The sequence below is a fragment of the Nocardia sp. FBN12 genome (genome assembly GCF_050320175.1).
In the GTDB taxonomy this organism is placed as follows: Bacteria; Actinomycetota; Actinomycetes; order Mycobacteriales; family Mycobacteriaceae; genus Nocardia.
In genome coordinates this window covers 7,145,146-7,161,509 of sequence record NZ_CP190048.1, presented here as the reverse complement: position 1 = coordinate 7,161,509, position 16,364 = coordinate 7,145,146, and the positions used below count along the sequence as shown (strand labels likewise).

At 65.6% G+C, this 16,364-nt stretch carries 18 protein-coding genes; 11 read left to right on the top strand and 7 right to left on the bottom strand.

From position 1 onward, the window contains the following. Positions 1–12 precede the first annotated feature (12 nt). Entirely contained in the window at positions 13–1,251 is a 1,239-nt protein-coding gene (locus tag ACQHI0_RS33635) for a primosomal protein (RefSeq protein ID WP_427905706.1), read from the top strand. A 44-nt stretch (positions 1,252–1,295) separates the two neighbouring features. Here ACQHI0_RS33635 and ACQHI0_RS33630 read toward each other — a convergent pair whose 3' ends face one another. The 4 genes from ACQHI0_RS33630 to ACQHI0_RS33615 form a co-directional block, all read right to left on the bottom strand. Beyond that, positions 1,296–2,393, bottom strand: a complete 1,098-nt coding sequence (locus tag ACQHI0_RS33630) for an adenosine deaminase (RefSeq protein WP_427905705.1) — start codon at positions 2,391–2,393, stop codon at positions 1,296–1,298. A 91-nt stretch (positions 2,394–2,484) separates the two neighbouring features. Next, positions 2,485–3,477 carry an IS481 family transposase gene (locus tag ACQHI0_RS33625; RefSeq protein WP_427905704.1) on the bottom strand — a complete coding sequence of 331 codons (993 nt, stop codon included), beginning with the start codon at positions 3,475–3,477 and terminating at the stop codon, positions 2,485–2,487. 339 nt (positions 3,478–3,816) lie between these two features. Beyond that, positions 3,817–5,103, bottom strand: a complete 1,287-nt coding sequence (locus ACQHI0_RS33620; RefSeq protein ID WP_427905703.1) for a thymidine phosphorylase — start codon at positions 5,101–5,103, stop codon at positions 3,817–3,819. A 26-nt stretch (positions 5,104–5,129) separates the two neighbouring features. Then, complete coding sequence (locus ACQHI0_RS33615) at positions 5,130–5,531, bottom strand: cytidine deaminase (protein ID WP_427905702.1); 402 nt, start codon at positions 5,529–5,531, stop codon at positions 5,130–5,132. Positions 5,532–5,821: 290 nt separating this feature from the next. Here ACQHI0_RS33615 and sdhC point away from each other — a divergent pair, with 290 nt between their 5' ends. The 7 genes from sdhC to ACQHI0_RS33580 all read left to right on the top strand — a co-directional run bounded on the left by sdhC (position 5,822) and on the right by ACQHI0_RS33580 (position 10,993). Continuing rightward, the gene (sdhC, locus tag ACQHI0_RS33610; protein WP_427905701.1) at positions 5,822–6,226 is read left to right on the top strand and encodes a succinate dehydrogenase, cytochrome b556 subunit; all 405 of its coding nucleotides are present in this window, start codon (positions 5,822–5,824) and stop codon (positions 6,224–6,226) included. A gap of 1 nt (position 6,227) precedes the next feature. Continuing rightward, positions 6,228–6,662 carry a succinate dehydrogenase hydrophobic membrane anchor subunit gene (locus ACQHI0_RS33605; RefSeq protein ID WP_427905700.1) on the top strand — a complete coding sequence of 145 codons (435 nt, stop codon included), beginning with the start codon at positions 6,228–6,230 and terminating at the stop codon, positions 6,660–6,662. 34 nt (positions 6,663–6,696) lie between these two features. Then, positions 6,697–8,448, top strand: a complete 1,752-nt coding sequence (sdhA, locus tag ACQHI0_RS33600; protein WP_427909381.1) for a succinate dehydrogenase flavoprotein subunit — start codon at positions 6,697–6,699, stop codon at positions 8,446–8,448. Beyond that, a complete protein-coding gene (locus ACQHI0_RS33595; RefSeq protein ID WP_378635503.1) occupies positions 8,448–9,218 on the top strand; it encodes a succinate dehydrogenase iron-sulfur subunit in 771 nt (256 codons plus the stop codon). Before sdhA ends, ACQHI0_RS33595 begins: the two co-directional genes overlap by 1 nt. Positions 9,219–9,300: 82 nt before the next feature. Beyond that, complete coding sequence (locus tag ACQHI0_RS33590) at positions 9,301–9,789, top strand: hypothetical protein (protein WP_427905699.1); 489 nt, start codon at positions 9,301–9,303, stop codon at positions 9,787–9,789. 138 nt (positions 9,790–9,927) lie between these two features. After that, positions 9,928–10,437 carry a DoxX family protein gene (locus ACQHI0_RS33585; RefSeq protein ID WP_427905698.1) on the top strand — a complete coding sequence of 170 codons (510 nt, stop codon included), beginning with the start codon at positions 9,928–9,930 and terminating at the stop codon, positions 10,435–10,437. Between the two features lie 70 nt (positions 10,438–10,507). Next, entirely contained in the window at positions 10,508–10,993 is a 486-nt protein-coding gene (locus tag ACQHI0_RS33580; protein WP_427905697.1) for a hypothetical protein, read from the top strand. A gap of 22 nt (positions 10,994–11,015) precedes the next feature. Here the strand turns inward: ACQHI0_RS33580 and ACQHI0_RS33575 are convergent, their stop codons facing one another. Next, on the bottom strand, positions 11,016–11,906 hold the full coding sequence (locus ACQHI0_RS33575) for a fructosamine kinase family protein (protein WP_427905696.1): 891 nt from the start codon (positions 11,904–11,906) through the stop codon (positions 11,016–11,018). Positions 11,907–12,125: 219 nt separating this feature from the next. On the opposite strand from ACQHI0_RS33575, the gene ACQHI0_RS33570 reads away from it, so the two are divergent. Both ACQHI0_RS33570 and ACQHI0_RS33565 read left to right on the top strand, forming a co-directional pair. Beyond that, positions 12,126–13,355, top strand: a complete 1,230-nt coding sequence (locus ACQHI0_RS33570) for a cytochrome P450 (RefSeq protein ID WP_427905695.1) — start codon at positions 12,126–12,128, stop codon at positions 13,353–13,355. A gap of 28 nt (positions 13,356–13,383) precedes the next feature. After that, positions 13,384–14,100 carry a TetR/AcrR family transcriptional regulator gene (locus ACQHI0_RS33565; protein ID WP_427905694.1) on the top strand — a complete coding sequence of 239 codons (717 nt, stop codon included), beginning with the start codon at positions 13,384–13,386 and terminating at the stop codon, positions 14,098–14,100. 37 nt (positions 14,101–14,137) lie between these two features. Here the strand turns inward: ACQHI0_RS33565 and ACQHI0_RS33560 are convergent, their stop codons facing one another. Both ACQHI0_RS33560 and ACQHI0_RS33555 read right to left on the bottom strand, forming a co-directional pair. Then, positions 14,138–14,809 (bottom strand): JAB domain-containing protein, encoded by a 672-nt coding sequence (locus ACQHI0_RS33560; RefSeq protein ID WP_427905693.1) that lies wholly within the window; start codon positions 14,807–14,809, stop codon positions 14,138–14,140. A gap of 114 nt (positions 14,810–14,923) precedes the next feature. Next, complete coding sequence (locus tag ACQHI0_RS33555) at positions 14,924–15,178, bottom strand: type II toxin-antitoxin system VapB family antitoxin (RefSeq protein WP_427905692.1); 255 nt, start codon at positions 15,176–15,178, stop codon at positions 14,924–14,926. Positions 15,179–15,424: 246 nt separating this feature from the next. Between ACQHI0_RS33555 and ACQHI0_RS33550 the strand changes: the two genes are divergently transcribed. Further along, positions 15,425–16,321, top strand: a complete 897-nt coding sequence (locus ACQHI0_RS33550; RefSeq protein ID WP_427905691.1) for a phenylalanine 4-monooxygenase — start codon at positions 15,425–15,427, stop codon at positions 16,319–16,321. The last annotated feature ends 43 nt before the right edge of the window (positions 16,322–16,364 follow it).

The following is a 16,364-nucleotide window of genomic DNA, read 5'->3' as shown; positions in this document are numbered from 1 at the left end:
AGGCTTCGCGTCATGGCTTCTGGAGACATCGTCCCGATCGAGCTCGGTCTGACCGATGGCGATCTCGTCACCCTGTGGGCACCGCGCTGGCGCGACGGTGACGACGAGTGGGAGGCGTTCCTCGGTCACGAGGACGACCTCTACGGTTTCGAGTCCGTTGCGGAGCTGGCCGGGTTCATCCGCACCAACACCGACAACGACCTCGTCGACCACCCGTCCTGGGCGGTCATCGCCGGCCTTTCGGCCGCTGAGCTGGAGCCGGAGGAGAACTTCAGCTTCGATCTGGTCTCCGTGCCGGAACTGGCGGCGGGCGACCCCGACGTCGATGTCGTCGGCGAGCTCGAGGACACCCTGGCGATGGTGCGCAATATCGCCGAGGTGTGCGAGCTCGACGTGGTGACCAAGTTCTTCGGCAACAACCCCGTGCTCGGCGCGCTGGCCAGCGGGGCGAGCACGTTCGTCGGCCGCGACGGCGAAGAGCTGTGGGACCAGGTCGGTGCCGCGATCGTCAAGGGCTGGGACGACGTGCTCGATGCGATCGACAGCGTCGTGAGCACGCCCGAGGTCGACGCGGCCGCGGTGGCCGTCGCCGAGGCGGAGTTGCTGGCCGCCGAGGAGAACGAAGTCGACGCCGACGATGTCGCCGAGGAGGAAGAGGAGTTCGAGAACGTCGACCTCACTGCCGCCGACGAGGACGAAGAGGAGTCCTTCTGGGACGAGGTCGGCATCGACCCCGTCAAGATCGTCACCTCCGACGGCGAGCAGTTCACCCTGCGCTGCTACCTCGACGACGAGCCGATATTCCTCGGTAACGGCACCACCATCACCGTCTTCAGCTCCGCGCGCGCACTGGCCCGCTACCTGGCCGACGATCACGAGCACGAGCTGGCCCGGGTCTCGACCTTCGCCGAGGTGCAGACCGCGGCGGTGGACGGTTCGCTCGAGGTCGAGGTGACCGACGAGAACGTCTACGTGCTCACCGGTCTGGTCGAGGATCTGGCCGAGGGACCGGAAGCGGTCGACATCGAACAGCTCGATCTCGCGGTCGAACTGTTCAGCGACGCGGCCGACTACGCCGATGACGACAGCGTGGAAACTGCTCTCGCGCAGTCGAATCCGCTCGGCTGGTATGTCTCGTACCTGCTCAACCCCGATCCGAACCGGATGGCCCCGAACCCGCCGTACGCGTCGGAGGCACAGCAGTTCCGCGATCTGCAGCGCGCGTTCGAAGCGCGGCTCGTCAGCGAATAGGAAGTTCCAGGGGGTGGCACCGACGTGGTGCCACCCCCTGGTTTTCACCCGAGAAGTACCGCGTAACCCGGCTTGATCACTTCGTCGATGATCTTCAGCCGGTCCGGGAACGGGATGAAGGCCGACTTCATGGCGTTGATGGTGAAGCGTTCCAGATCGCTCCAGCCGTAGCCGAAGGTGTCGACCAGCTTGGACATCTCCTTGCTCATCGAGGTGTCGCTCATCAGCCGGTTGTCGGTGTTGACGGTGACCCGGAAGCGCAGGCGGGCGAGCAGGTCGAACGGATGCTTGTCCAGCGAGGGCACCGCGCCGGTCTGCACATTCGACGACGGACACAGCTCCAGCGGCACCCGCATATCGCGCACATAGTTCGCGACCAGCCCGAGCTGCGCGTCCGCGATGTCGCCCGGAACGCTGATGTCGTCGGTGATTCGCACCCCATGGCCGAGCCGATCACAACCGCAGAACGCGAGCGCCTCGTGAATCGACGGCAGCCCGAACGCCTCACCCGCGTGAATCGTGAAGTGCGCGTGGTTGGCTCGCAGATACTCGAACGCGTCGAGATGCCGAGTGGGAGGGAACCCCGCCTCGGCCCCCGCGATGTCGAACCCACCCACCCCGGCATCCCGGAACCGCACGGTCAGCTCGGCGATCTCGCGCGACCTCGCCGCATGCCGCATCGCCGTGAGCAGACACGTCACCCGGATGACATTGCCCTGCTCAGCCGCGATCGTCTCCCCCTCCCGGAACCCGGCAAGCGTGTGCTCGACAACCTCGTCGAGCGTGAGGCCCTTCTCGAGATGCTGCTCGGGCGCGAACCGCACCTCCGCGTACACGACCCCGTCATCGGCGAGGTCGATCGCACACTCCCGCGCCACCCTGCGCAGCCCCTCCGGGGTCTGCATCACCGCGACCGTATGCGCGAACGTCTCCAGATACCGCTCGAGCGATCCGCTGTCGGCGGCGTCACGAAACCACCCCCCCAAACTCTCGGCATCGGAAGCGGGTAATTCGTCATAGCCGCAGTCAGCAGCCAGCTCTAGCACCGTCGAGGGCCGCAGACCACCATCGAGGTGATCATGCAGCAATGCCTTCGGTGCGCGTCGGATCGAAGCAAGGTCTAAGGGCGCCGGTCCAGTCATGTTTAGACGGTAGCGGGCAGCGACGATCCCGGCAGAACATCGTCCACCCTGATTCCGTCATGACCGCACTCCCACCCACCACCTGCGACCCTTAGGTGTGTTGACCTGAGAGGTTAGGGACGCGGCTAGCTGGCGGACGTCCTCCGAGTGCGGTGTGGGCTCGGTGGTGATTGTAGGTATGGAGCCACTCGGTGAACGCGGCTCGGCGTTCGGTCTCTGACCGGTAAGCGCGGGCATAGGCCCATTCATCGACAAGGGTGCGGTTGAACCGTTCGACCTTGCCGTTGGTTTGTGGCCGGTAAGGGCGGGTCCGTTTATGGGTGATCGAGGCCGCGGTCATCGTCTGGGCCCAGAGCCGGGACCGGTAGCAGGGACCGTTGTCGGTCAGGACTCGTTTGACGGTGATCCCGTTGGTGGAGAAGAACTTCTGGGCTCGTTGCCAGAACCCGGCAGCGGTTTCCTTGCGTTCGTTGGGCAGGATCTCGGTGTAGGCGAGGCGGGAATGGTCATCGATGGCGTTGTGGAGGTAGCTGTAGCCCAGATGGCTGTGGCCACGGCTGTCGAGAGTTTTGCCCGCGGTCCGGGTGCGGTTGGTGCGCCCGAGTTTTTGCCCGACCGCGCGGGCCCCGCCGCCGTCGGGGATGTTGCCCAGCTTTTTGATATCGACATGGACCAGGTCGCCGGGGTGATCGTGTTCGTAGCGGCGGATCGGGGTGCCGGTGGTGCGGTCGAGCCAGGCCAGGCGGGCCAGTTTGTAGCGTGTCAACACTCGGTGCACTGTCGAGGGATGCAAACCGAGTAGGTAGGCGATCCGTGCTGGTCCCCACCGGCGTTGGACTCGGATTTTGATGATCCGGCGTTCGGTGCGGGTCGGAGTTTTGGTTGGGCTGTGGTGGGGGCGCGACGACAAATCTGACATGGCGGCGGCACCGTGGTGGCGGTAGCGGTTGGCCCAGCGGGCGGCGGTGGTGGGTGAGACTTGGAATCGTTCGGCTGCCCGTCGTAGTGGCCAGCCGTCGTCGATGACACAGCGGGCTAGTCGTAGACGGCCGAGTTCGGTCAGGGGTGCATTACGGTGTGTCATTGAAGACCTCCGTTGAGAGACGCGTTCCTTAGACAGCTCGCATCTCACTCGGAGGTCTTCGCCATGTCAGCTCGCCACGCCGTTACCAACCTGCATGGTCAACACACTTAGGGAGCAGCGGCCACGAAGTGGCCGGTCGCGGCCGGGTCGCCGGTTAGGCGCCGTTGCGTAGGCGACGAAGGAGCAAGCAACGGCGCCTAACCGGCGGCCCCTCGGGGCCGCGACTCGAGCGCGCCAGCGCTCCAATAAACACAGCCCAAACCTGCCTGGGACTACTCAAACCCAGGACATCACTTACCACCCAGGCGAGCCCTCACTCGCCCGGACCACCGCCTCAGCTCAGCCGATGCGCCCCAAAATCAGCTCGCCAGGCTTCCACTCGGAGCCGGTTTCAATGCCTACCGCGTCCGTGAGCGCCGCCAAAGCTCCCGCGAACGCATCCGGCGTATCGGTATGCAACGTCAACAACGGCTGCCCCGCCACCACCGAATCACCCGGTTTGGCGTGCATTTCGATCCCGGCACCCGCCTGCACCTGCTCCCCCTGACGCGCACGCCCCGCGCCGAGCCGCCACGCGGCAACCCCCACCCCCATCGCATCGAGCCGAACCAGCACCCCACTCGATTCCGCCCGCACGATCTCGGTATGCCGAGCAACAGGCAGCGCAGCATCCGGATCCCCACCCTGCGCCTGAATCATCGCCCGCCAGTGATCCATGGCCCGACCATCCGCGAGCACATCCGCAGGATCGATGTGCAGCCCTGCCTGCGCAACCATCTCCCGGGCGAGCGTCAAAGTCAGCTCGACCACATCAGCAGGCCCCCCGCCGGCAAGAACCTCCACCGACTCAGCCACTTCCATCGCATTACCCGCAGTCCGCCCGAGCGGAGTATCCATCGCCGTCAGCAACGCGACCGTGTTCACACCCGCATCCCGCCCGAGTTCGACCATCGCCGTAGCGAGTTCCCGAGCCCCGTCGAGCGTCTTCAGAAAAGCCCCCGACCCCACCTTCACATCGAGCACCAGCGCCGCCGTCCCCTCGGCGATCTTCTTACTCATGATCGAACTAGCGATCAACGGAATCGACTCGACAGTCCCGGTCACATCCCGCAGCGCATAGAGCCGCTTGTCAGCGGGCGCCAGATCAGCCCCCGCCGCGCAGATCACCGCGCCGATCGCCGGATCCGCCAGAATCTCGCGCATCCGCGGCACCGTGACATCGGCCTGCCACCCACGGATCGACTCGAGCTTGTCCAGCGTCCCACCGGTATGTCCGAGCCCGCGCCCGGACAACTGCGGCACCGCCGCACCACACGCGGCGACCAGCGGCGCCAGCGGAAGAGTGATCTTGTCCCCGACCCCACCGGTCGAATGCTTGTCGACAGTCGGGCGAGGCAGGTCGGTGAAGTTCATCCGGCTGCCCGAGGAGATCATCGCCGCCGTCCACCGCGCGGTCTCGCGCCGGGTCATCCCCCGCCACACGATCGCCATGGCCAAGGCCGACATCTGCTCGTCGGCCACGATCCCCCGGGTGAAGGCGTCCACCACCCAGTCGATCTGAGCATCGGACAGCTCCCCGCCGTCACGCTTACCAGTAATGATCGAAACCGCATCCAGTGCCGTCATGGCCCAAGTCTGGCACCGCGGTCCGACTACTGCTGTCCGGCCGCCAGATCATCCGGCCCGAAGGCGTAGGGCAGCAGCTCCGACAGTGGCTTCGGGCCGTCGGCGTGATCCACCAGGAGTTCGCCCCCGCCGTGTTCGAACAGCAGCTGACGGCAGCGCCCACACGGCATCAGGATTTGGCCCCGGGAATCGGTCACCGAGACCGCGACGAGACGCCCGCCACCCGACGCGAATAAGTTACCGACGAGTACACATTCGGCACACAGGGTTAGCCCATATGAGACATTTTCCACATTGCATCCGCTCACAATTCGGCCATCCGCACTGAGAGCAGCGGCGCCGACCGGGAAACCCGAGTACGGCGCATACGCCGACCCCATTGCCCGAATTGCCATGTCATGCAACGTATTCCAGTCAATTTCGGGCACCGAGAACCTCCAGCAGATCCCGCCGAACACGGGGAAACAGGAGCCGAATCACCAGTATCCGGCATCAAGAAAGGCAAACCTAACTCGCTAGTTTTACCCGCAACGCACGGCACGCCGAATTAGTTCCGAGAAACAGAGGGGATTAGAGTTCACCGAAGATCGGTTCAGGTTCCCGGCGGCGGGCCAGCGCTCGAGAATACAGCGCAGCCACCTGGGCATTTGCCTCTCCACGCATGCCGGCGTCGGATCTGTGACCGGGTCCATCAACGACGTTGGAGGCACCGCACTCTATGACCACGATAGAAGCTCCGGCTCCGGCCCAGCCGAAGCGGAAGACGCTGTACCGCGGCGACCCCGGCATGTGGTCCTGGGCGCTGCACCGGATCACCGGTGTCACGCTGTTCTTCTTCCTCTTCGTGCACGTGCTGGACACGGCACTGGTCCGGGTCAACCCGGACACTTACGACAACTCCATCGCGCTCTACAAGAACCCTGTGGTCGCGCTCATGGAGATGGGCCTCGTCGTCGCCGTCCTGTTCCACGCCCTCAACGGCGTCCGGGTCATTCTCGTCGACTTCTGGTCCCAGGGTCCGCGATTCCAGAAGCAGATGCTGTGGATTGTGCTCGCCATCTGGGTTCTGGTCTCCGCCGCCGGCGTCGGCCGCCAGTTCTTCTACCTGCTGACGGAGCACTGATATGAGCGCACCTGTCCTCGCCAAGTCCTACGATCGCCCGGCCAGCCTCGACCTGCCCCGCTCGCCGCGTGGCAAGTCGAACGGCAACTTCGAGAAGTACGCATGGCTGTTCATGCGCATCTCCGGCCTGTTCCTGATCATCCTGGTACTCGGCCACATGTTCATCATGTTGATGATCGACGGTGGCGTGAACCGGCTGAACTTCGCGTTCGTGGCCGGTCGCTGGGCCAGCCCGTTCTGGCAGTTCTGGGATCTGTCGATGCTGTGGCTGGCTCAGCTGCACGGTGGCAACGGCCTGCGCGTGATCATCGACGACTACTCGCGCAAGGACTCCACGCGGTTCTGGCTCAAGACCATTCTCGCGGTTTCGATGGTCCTAGTCGTCGCCGTCGGCACGTACGTCGTCTTCACCTTCGACCCCAACATCACAGGTTAGGAACAGGCCACCTCGCATGAGTGAATCCCGTCCGATTCAGGAGCATCGCTACGACGTGGTCATCGTCGGCGCCGGTGGCGCGGGCATGCGCGCGGCGATCGAGGCCGGCCCGCGTGCTCGCACCGCGGTCCTGACCAAGCTGTACCCGACCCGTAGCCACACCGGCGCGGCCCAGGGTGGCATGTGCGCCGCGCTGGCCAACGTCGAAGAAGACAACTGGGAATGGCACACCTTCGACACCGTCAAGGGTGGCGACTACCTCGTCGACCAGGACGCCGCGGAGATCATGGCCAAAGAGGCCATCGACGCCGTCATGGACCTTGAGAAGATGGGCCTGCCGTTCAACCGCACGCCCGAGGGCAAGATCGACCAGCGTCGTTTCGGTGGCCACACCCGTGACCACGGCAAGGCGCCCGTGCGTCGCGCGTGTTATGCCGCCGACCGCACCGGTCACATGATCCTGCAGACGCTCTACCAGAACTGCGTCAAGCACGACGTCGAGTTCTACAACGAGTTCTACGTGCTCGACCTGGTGATGACCGAGTCCGATCGTGGCCCCGTCGCCACCGGCGTCGTCGCCTACGAGCTGTCGACCGGCGAGATCCACATCTTCCACGCGAAGTCGATCGTGTTCGCCACCGGCGGCTCGGGCCGCATGTACAAGACCACCTCGAACGCGCACACACTGACCGGTGACGGCATGGCGATCGTGTTCCGCAAGGGCCTGCCGCTCGAGGACATGGAGTTCCACCAGTTCCACCCGACAGGCCTCGCCGGCCTCGGCATCCTCATCTCCGAGGCTGTGCGCGGTGAGGGCGGCATCCTGCGCAACGCTTCCGGCGAGCGCTTCATGGAGCGCTACGCCCCCACCATCAAGGACCTCGCGCCGCGTGACATCGTCGCCCGCTCGATGGTGCTCGAGGTGGCCGAAGGCCGTGGCGCGGGCCCGAACAAGGACTACGTCTACATCGACGTGACCCACCTCGGCGCCGACGTGCTCGAGGAGAAGCTGCCCGACATCACCGAGTTCGCGCGCACCTACCTGGGCGTCGACCCGGTCTCGGAGCTCGTGCCGGTCATGCCGACCTGCCACTACGTGATGGGCGGTATCCCCACCCGCATCCGTGGCGAGGTGCTGCGCAACAACACCGACGTGGTCCCCGGCCTCTACGCCGCCGGTGAGTGCGCGTGTGTCTCGGTGCACGGCGCGAACCGTCTCGGCACCAACTCGCTGCTCGACATCAACGTGTTCGGCCGTCGCGCCGGCATCGCGGCCGCCGAGTACGCCAACCGCACCGAGTTCGTCGAGATGCCGGAGAACCCGTCGCAGATGGTGATGGACTGGCTCGAGCTGATCCTGTCCGATCACGGCAACGAGCGCGTGGCCGACATCCGCACCGAGCTGCAGGCCACCATGGATGCGAACGCGGGCGTGTTCCGCACCGAGGAAACCCTCAAGAAGGTCCTCACCGACATCCACACACTCAAGGAGCGCTACACCCGGATCACGGTGCAGGACAAGGGCAAGCGCTACAACAGCGACCTGCTCGAGGCCGTCGAGCTGGGCTTCCTGCTCGAGCTGGCCGAGGTCACCGTCGTCGGCGCGCTCAACCGCAAGGAATCGCGTGGCGGTCACGCCCGCGAGGACTACCCGGATCGCGACGACGTGAACTTCATGCGGCACACCATGGCGTACAAGGAGGGGTCGGAGCTCATCTCCGAGATCCGCCTCGACTTCAAGCCGGTGGTGCAGACCCGCTACGAGCCGATGGAGCGTAAGTACTGATGACTGCTGTTATCGAACCCACCAAGCAGAAGCCGGCGCCGGTCCCCGAGGGCTCGGTCATGGTCACCGTCAAGATCGCCCGGTTCAGCACCGAGGACGACAAGGGCGCGCACTGGGATACCTTCCAGGTGCCGGTCCTGCCGACCGACCGCTTCCTCAACGTGCTCATCTACATCAAGTCCTACCTGGACGGCACCCTCACCTTCCGGCGCTCCTGCGCCCACGGTGTGTGTGGCTCCGACGCCATGCGGATCAACGGTGTGAACCGGCTGGCCTGCAAGGTGCTGATGAAGGACATGCTGCCCAAGGGCGACAAGACCCTCACCATGACCGTCGAGCCGATCCGCGGCCTGCCCGTGGAGAAGGACCTCGTGGTCGACATGGAGCCGTTCTTCGACGCGTTCCGCGCGGTGAAGCCCTACCTGATGACCTCGGGTAACGAGCCCACCCGCGAACAGATCCAGAGCCAGGCCGACCGCGCCCGCTTCGATGACACCACCAAGTGCATCCTGTGCGCCTGCTGCACCACGTCGTGCCCCGTCTACTGGACCGACGGCAGCTACTTCGGCCCCGCCGCGATCGTGAACGCGCACCGCTTCATCTTCGACAGCCGTGACGAAGGTGCCCGCGAGCGTCTCGACATCCTCAACGACGTCGAAGGTGTCTGGCGCTGCCGCACCACCTTCAACTGCACCGACGCGTGCCCCCGTGGCATCGAGGTCACCAAGGCGATCCAGGAAGTCAAGCGGGCCCTGCTCTTCACCCGCTGATCTTCCCCGCTCGGTTTCGGAGGCCGCCCTCATCGAAAGATGAAGGCGGCCTTCGTCGTTGGTACGTCACTAGGATCGGCACATGTCCGACTCACGCATCCCTGTGTTCTCCGCCGATGACCAGCGCTCCGGTGCCCGCGGGGCCATGTTGGGCGGGGCGATCGCGACCATCGCGGGCCTGTGGCTGCCCCTGTTCACCCTTACCGCCGGCGCGAGGCCGACTGCCCCCAGCCGTTCGATGTGGGACCTGCATCAGAGTGGGACGCCGGGCTTTCCGCTGTTCGTCCTGGGTGCGGTTCTCCTGATCATGGGCTCGTTCATCCCTGCGCACCTCGAAGCACTCGGAGTTCGAGGCTGGCTGGCGGGTGTCGCGGTGGCGGTGGGGATCGGGATCCTGCTCGCGATATCCATCGGATACTCCACAGCGCTCACGAACTACTCCGCGATGAGCTCGAGTTCGGTGAGCCATGCCACCTTCCACTACGGCCTGCTGGTATTGGTCGCAGGACCTGCCGCCGCTGTCGTCGGCTCCTGGCAGCTATGGGTTGCCGATGCTCGAAGTTCCGGCTAGCCAGGTGAGCCCTGAGGCCGTCTGCACCGAAAGGTGTGGGCGGCCTTTGTCGTTCGTCGGTACTTGCGGGAATGACAACAAGGCGGATAGTGTTACTATCCATAGTAGATAGTGTAAGTATCCATTCCGGGAGAAACTATGATCACCCTGATCACCCTCATCGGCTCGCTGGTTGTCTTTCGCACGCTCGGAGCACTCGGCGTGACCCGATTCGCCTCGTGGTCCGTCAGCGCGGCCCACGCGCTGGCCGTCATGCTGGTGATGACGGGAACCGCGCACTTCATGCCCGCGAGCGTCACCGTGATGCCCAACTACGCCGACATGGTCGGCATGATTCCGCCGTTCGTCCCGTTCCCCGGGTTCATGGTCCTGGCCAGCGGGGTGCTGGAACTGCTCGCCGCGGTCGGACTGGTCCTCACCCGCACCCGCAGGCTCGCGGGCTGGGCTCTCGTTCCACTGTTCCTGCTGCTTCTGCCCGCCAACATCTACGCCGCGCTCAACGACATCCCCTTCGCGGGAGAGCCGGCTTCGCCACTGTGGCAACGAATCCCGGAGCAGGCGCTCTACATCGGGTTCGCCGTGTGGGCCACCCGGTCGGCGCCGCATGTTCTGCCCGTTGCACGGCGACGCGAACCGGCTGCCGTCTGATCAGCGCACAGCAAGGCCGCCCCCTCATCGAATGACGGAGGCGGCCTTCGCCGTTCACTAGGATTGCCCGGTGTCGCAGACGTGGATGCCGATATTCGGCTACAACAACAAGGTCGCCCCCGCGAGCGGCATGCTGCTCGGCGGGTCCATAGCGACCCTTATCGGGCTCTGGTTTCCGCTCTTCGCGATCGATCGCCGACGAGGCCAGCGAATGTACTCGTTGTGGGACCTACGTGAGGTCGGCGCCCCCGGCTTGCCGGTTCTGGTCTTCGGCGCGGTACTGCTGGTCGTTGCGGGTTTCGTCGGGTACCGCCGACACATACCGAGAGCGTGGCTGTCCTGCCTGGCGGTCGCCGAAACCCTTGGCATCCTGGTCGCACTGAGCATCGGATTCACGATCACCTTCGCGAGCCTGGACTACCCGGCCTCCACGTCCATCACGTTCAACCCAGGTCTGCTGATCCTCATCGGCGGGCTCACTGCCACTCTTGTCGGCTCATGGCAGCAGCCGAAATCTCAGGGCCACCGACCCGAACCGGCCGAACAGAACAGCTGAGGCCGAACTGTTCCGCGACGAGCTAGTGATAGTTGGCCGCGGCCTCCAGAACGGCAGTTCGGTAGGTGCGGCCGAAGAGGACGGCGTGGGCCAGCAACAGGTGGAGTTGGTGCAGGGGGATCCGGCTCCGCCAGTCGGGCGCCAAGGGATGGATTTCGTTGTAGGCGGCGATGATTCGCGGCAAGTGTGGCGCGCCGCCGAACAGACACAGGGTGGCCAGGTCGGTTTCGCGGTGGCCACCGTGGGCGGCGGGGTCGATCAGCCAGGGGGTGTCGGACGGTCCCCAGAGGATGTTGCCGGGCCAGAGGTCGCCGTGTAGTCGGGCGGGGGGTTCGGTGGGGGCTTCGATGTGGATCGATTCGAGGTAGGTGGCGTCGGCGGGGTCGAGGGCGCCCGCGTCTACGGCGAGTCTCAGATACGGCAGGATTCGGCGCTCGCGGTACCAGGTGGGCCAGTCGTCGCCGGGGGTGTTGTCGAGTGGTAGGCCCGCGAGGAAGCCGTCCTCCTGCCCGCCGAAAGCGGGAGCGCCCGCGCGGTGAGTGCGTGCCAGTCCCGCGCCGAAACGTTCGGCGGCGGTCGCGGTCGGCTCGGCATGGTCGACCCACTGCATCAGCAGCAGCTCGTCGGTCTGCGCGTACAACTCCGGCACCGCGACGCCACCGGCCTCCCCCAGCCAGCGCAGCCCCTGCGCTTCCGCCGCGAACAGCCCGGGTGGAGCGGGCGCGGGCGCGGCGGTCGGGGCGGCGGACAGCCCGCCCGGCCAGGTCTTCAGAAACAGATGCGTCCCGTCGTCGAGCGCGATTCGCTCGGCGACACTGATCGACCCACCGGCGACAGGCGTCGTCCGCAGCCGCTGGTGAGCGAGAAACGTCGGCAACAGGTGCGGGTTCGCACGCAGAAACGGCAGGTCCACGCCGCCATTGTGCCCATGCGCAGCCGACGCCGGTCGGCGAATCGGTCGATCCGGAGCCAGTCCGGTCGACATCCGGCGCGGTGACCGGCGTCGATCAGCCCAGTTTGTGAACAGGTATTACTAAACACTGTTCATAAAGGGTGCGGACGTGGTTTCATCGTGTTGAACGTGTTCCACATCACGGTGTGACGTTCGCGCACCGGATCGAAGGAGGCAGCCGTGACCAGCACAAACATCCCCGCGGGATTCGATTTCACCGATCCCGATCTACTCGCCAGCCGATTGCCTATCGAGGAGTTCGCGCAATTGCGGCGGACCGCGCCGGTCTGGTGGTGCGCGCAGCCCGACCGCGCCAGCGGGTTCGACGACGGCGGGTACTGGGTCGTGTCCAAGCTGGCCGACATCAAGGAGATCTCGAAGAATCCGGAGGACTTCTCCTCGCACGAGAACACGGCGATCATCCGGTTCAACGAGGAGACCACGCGCGAGCAGATCGACATGCTCGGCAACATGCTGATGCTGAACCTGGATCCGCCGCAGCACACCAAGATTCGCCGCATCGTGTCGAAGGGCTTCACCCCGCGCGCGGTGGAGAACCTGCGCGCCGCGCTCACCGAGCGGGCCGAGAAGATCGTGTGGGAAGCCAAGAAGTCCGGTCGCGGTGACTTCGTCGAGCAGGTGGCCGTCGAATTGCCGCTGCAGGCGATCGCCGAACTGCTCGGAGTCCCCCAGGAGGACCGCCGCAAGATCTTCGACTGGACCAATCAGATGATCTCCTACGACGATCCGGAGTTCGAGGGCAACCACCACACCGCGACCGCCGAGGTGATGGGCTATGCCTGGAACATGGCCGAACAGCGGCGCGGCTGCCCGGCCGCCGACATCGTCACCCAGCTGGTCAACGCCGACGTCGACGGCGAGCACCTCGGTTCGGACGAGTTCGCGTTCTTCGTCATCCTGCTCGCGGTGGCGGGCAACGAGACCACCCGCAATTCGATCACCCACGGCATGAAGGCCTTCGTCGACAACCCGGACCAGTGGGAGCTGTACAAGCAGCAGCGCCCGCGCACCGCGCCGGACGAGATCGTGCGCTGGGCAACGCCGGTGACCGCGTTCCAGCGCACCGCGACGCGCGACCTGGAGCTGGGTGGCCAGCAGATCAAGCAGGGCCAGCGGGTCGGATTGTTCTACAGCTCGGCCAATTTCGACGAGGACGCCTTCGCCGACCCGTTCCGGTTCGACGTCCTGCGCGACCCCAACCCGCACGTCGGGTTCGGCGGCACCGGAACGCACTACTGCGTCGGCGCGAATCTGGCCCGCCTCGAGATCGACCTGATGTTCAATGCCATTGCCGACGCGATGCCGAACCTGCGCCAGGTCTCCGATCCGGTGCGGCTGCGCAGCGGTTGGCTCAACGGCATCAAGCGGTGGGAAGTCGAATACGCTTGAACCGAACCAAGATCGAAGGGGTGGCCGCTTGACGGGCAAGGCGCGTGGCCGTGCGCCGGTCGTGACCGATGCCGATATCCGGCGGGTCACCCGGGCGCTGCTGGCCGAGCGAGGTCCCGAGGCGGTCACCCTGCGGGCGATCGCCCGCGAACTCGGCGTCACCGCGCCCGCGCTGTACCGGCACTATTCGTCGCGCGACGAGTTGATCGAGCGGATGCGGATGGAGTTCTGCGTCGATCTGGCCGAGTTCCTCTCGACCGAGATCGAGCCGCTGCCCGACGACGGCGCGGTGCAGTTCCTAGCCATCTGCCGGGGTTTCCGGCACTGGGCGCTGGCGAATCCGAGGGAATTCACCCTGGTGTTCGCCTCGCCCACCTCAGGTCCGTCGATGATGCGCCGCTTCGACGAACCCTTCGGCCGGATCTTCCTGGCTGCCGCGGGCAGGCTGCTGGCGAACTTCGAGATCGCCACCCCGCCGGGCGAGACCATCCCGGCCGCGTTGCGCGAGGACCTGATCGGCTTCCAGACCGAACTGCTCGCGATGCTCTCGGAGTCGGGGCAGAAGTTCCCCGCCGAAAAGCTGGACCTCGGCGTGACTTACCTGATGGTGCAGATCTGGGCCCGGCTGTTCGGCCACGTCACCCTCGAGGTGTTCGGAAACTACCCGATCCCGCTGGCCGACCCGGAGATCATGTTCGACGCCATGCTGGCGGACATGGCTCGCACCACCGGTTTCGCCGGCTGAGCGCGCATCGCGCCCCACCCCGCACAGCACCCGCCGATCACGCGAAAGGCGGTGCAGTGGACCAGGTTTCGCCCGCGACCACGATATGGTCCAGGTAGCGCAGGCCTACCGTGCGGGCGGCTTGGTGGAGCAGGGTGCTGGCCCGGCGGTCGTCGGGGCTGGGAGCCGGGTCGCCGGAGGGATGGTTATGGACGACGGCGAAGGCTCGGCCGTCGTGACGGAGAACGGTGTTGAGGATTTCGCGCACCGGGACGGCTACGTGGTCGATGGCGCCCTCGGCGACGAACGCGCGATGCCGTAGCCGATTTTGGGTGTCACAGACGAGGACGAGAAGGCGTTCGACGCGGGCACCCGCGAACAGTGGCAACGCCACGGCCGCGATGTCATCGGGGGTGGTGAGCTGGGACAGCGCATCGGTGGGGGTGCGCGAGCGGGTGCCGAGGTGGAAGGCGGCGACGACCGTGGCGGCTTTGGCAGGCCCGATCCCCGCCCTTGCGGCCAGTTCCTCAGGGCGAGCGGCGGCGAGTTCGGCCAATCCGCCGTAGTCGCCGATCAACTGGGCCGCCACTTCCAGTGCGGACTGACCGCGGGTGCCCTGGCCGAGCAGCAGTGCCAGCAGCTCGCCGTCGCTGAGTGCGTGCGGGCCGAGCATGAGCAGACGCTCACGCGGACGTTGAGCGACAGGCAAACTCGCGATCGGTACCGACATCGTTCCCCCTGCGGATCGGTGACTGACTCCGATGATCGCAGGGGGGACCGACAAGTTCGAGCTACCCCTCGGCCACCACCTCGGTGACGCAACCCGAACCTGAACCCCTCCCCGCTAGGTGGACTCCGCGCTGAGCATCGGCTCTGTGCTGAATACCGAATCGGGATCAGAGGCGCTGCCCCGATCGGCAGGCGGATCTGTGCTGAATACCGAATCGGCCATCAACCGTTCCAGATTGCGTAATTGGCGTTCGTGCACCACGATGCGGCGCAATGCCTCGTTGACGGTGGCGTTGCTGTCGGCGGTGCCCATGATGTCGGCGGCCGCGGCCAGCAGGCGCTGATCGAGATCTATTCGCAGGGTGCGCACACATCCTCCTCATCTACGAACGCAATCTTGCGTGATGGTCACCGGCCTCGTCGGCTAATTCACCGCGTCGTTACCGAACCCACGCGTTCGCAAGTCCGCACAGCAGCCGGTGGCATCGGTCAGCAAGCGCACAGAAAACACAGTTCACCGCCGGAATTCGACGGCGACCAACCCTGCAACTGTGCAGTTTGCGTAGTTGGCAGCGTGGTTGTTGTCGCGACGCCACCGCGGTGCTTGCCTGGAGTCATGTTCACCGAGGCCCAGCTCTACTCGCCGGTGACGCGCGAGCGTGACGGCGACGTGACGGTGCATCTGAGCGACGACCACCCCGGCGTGCACGACGAGGACTACCGTGCCCGCCGCAATGCCATCGCCGCGCTCGCACTCGACTACTCCCCCGGCGCCCCCGCACCCCACATCGACTACACCGACGACGAGCAGCAGGTGTGGCGGATCGCCTCGTCGGAGCTGGCCCGCAAGCACGAGGTCTACGCCTGCCGCGAGGTCCGCGAAGCCGCGCGCGAACTCGCCCTGCCACACGATCACATTCCGCAACTCGACGAGGTATCGCGGCTGCTCACCCCCCTCACCGGCTTCCGGTACGTGCCCGCCGCCGGCCTGGTTCCGCTGCGTGAGTTCTTCGGCTCCTTCGCCGATCGCACCTTCCATTCCACCCAGTACATCCGCCATCACTCGGCACCGCTGTACACCCCGGAGCCCGATGCGATCCACGAGATCATCGGCCACGCCAACCAGATCGCGAGCCCGCGTTTCGCCTCGCTGTACGAGACGGTCGGCGCGGCGGTGGGCCGGCTGGAGACCGACAGCGCGCTGAAATTCCTCGCCGACGTCTTCTGGTTCTCGCTCGAATTCGGTGTGGTCCGCGAGGACGACGAAATCCGTTGCTACGGCGCCGGACTGCTCTCTTCGTACGGCGAGATCGACGAATTCCGGCACGCGCGACTACGTCCGCTCGATGTCGCGGAGATGGGCACGATCGCCTACGACATCACCCATTACCAGCCGGTGCTGTTCTGCGCGGATTCGGTGGATCAGATCGTGGGCGTGCTCGGCGAATTCTTCGCGACCATGGACGACGAGACACCGGCCAGACTCGGCCACCCCAGCCAGCCGGTGCCATAGCTATCTCCGAACACGTTGTGACAGAACACAGTTCGATCCTTCC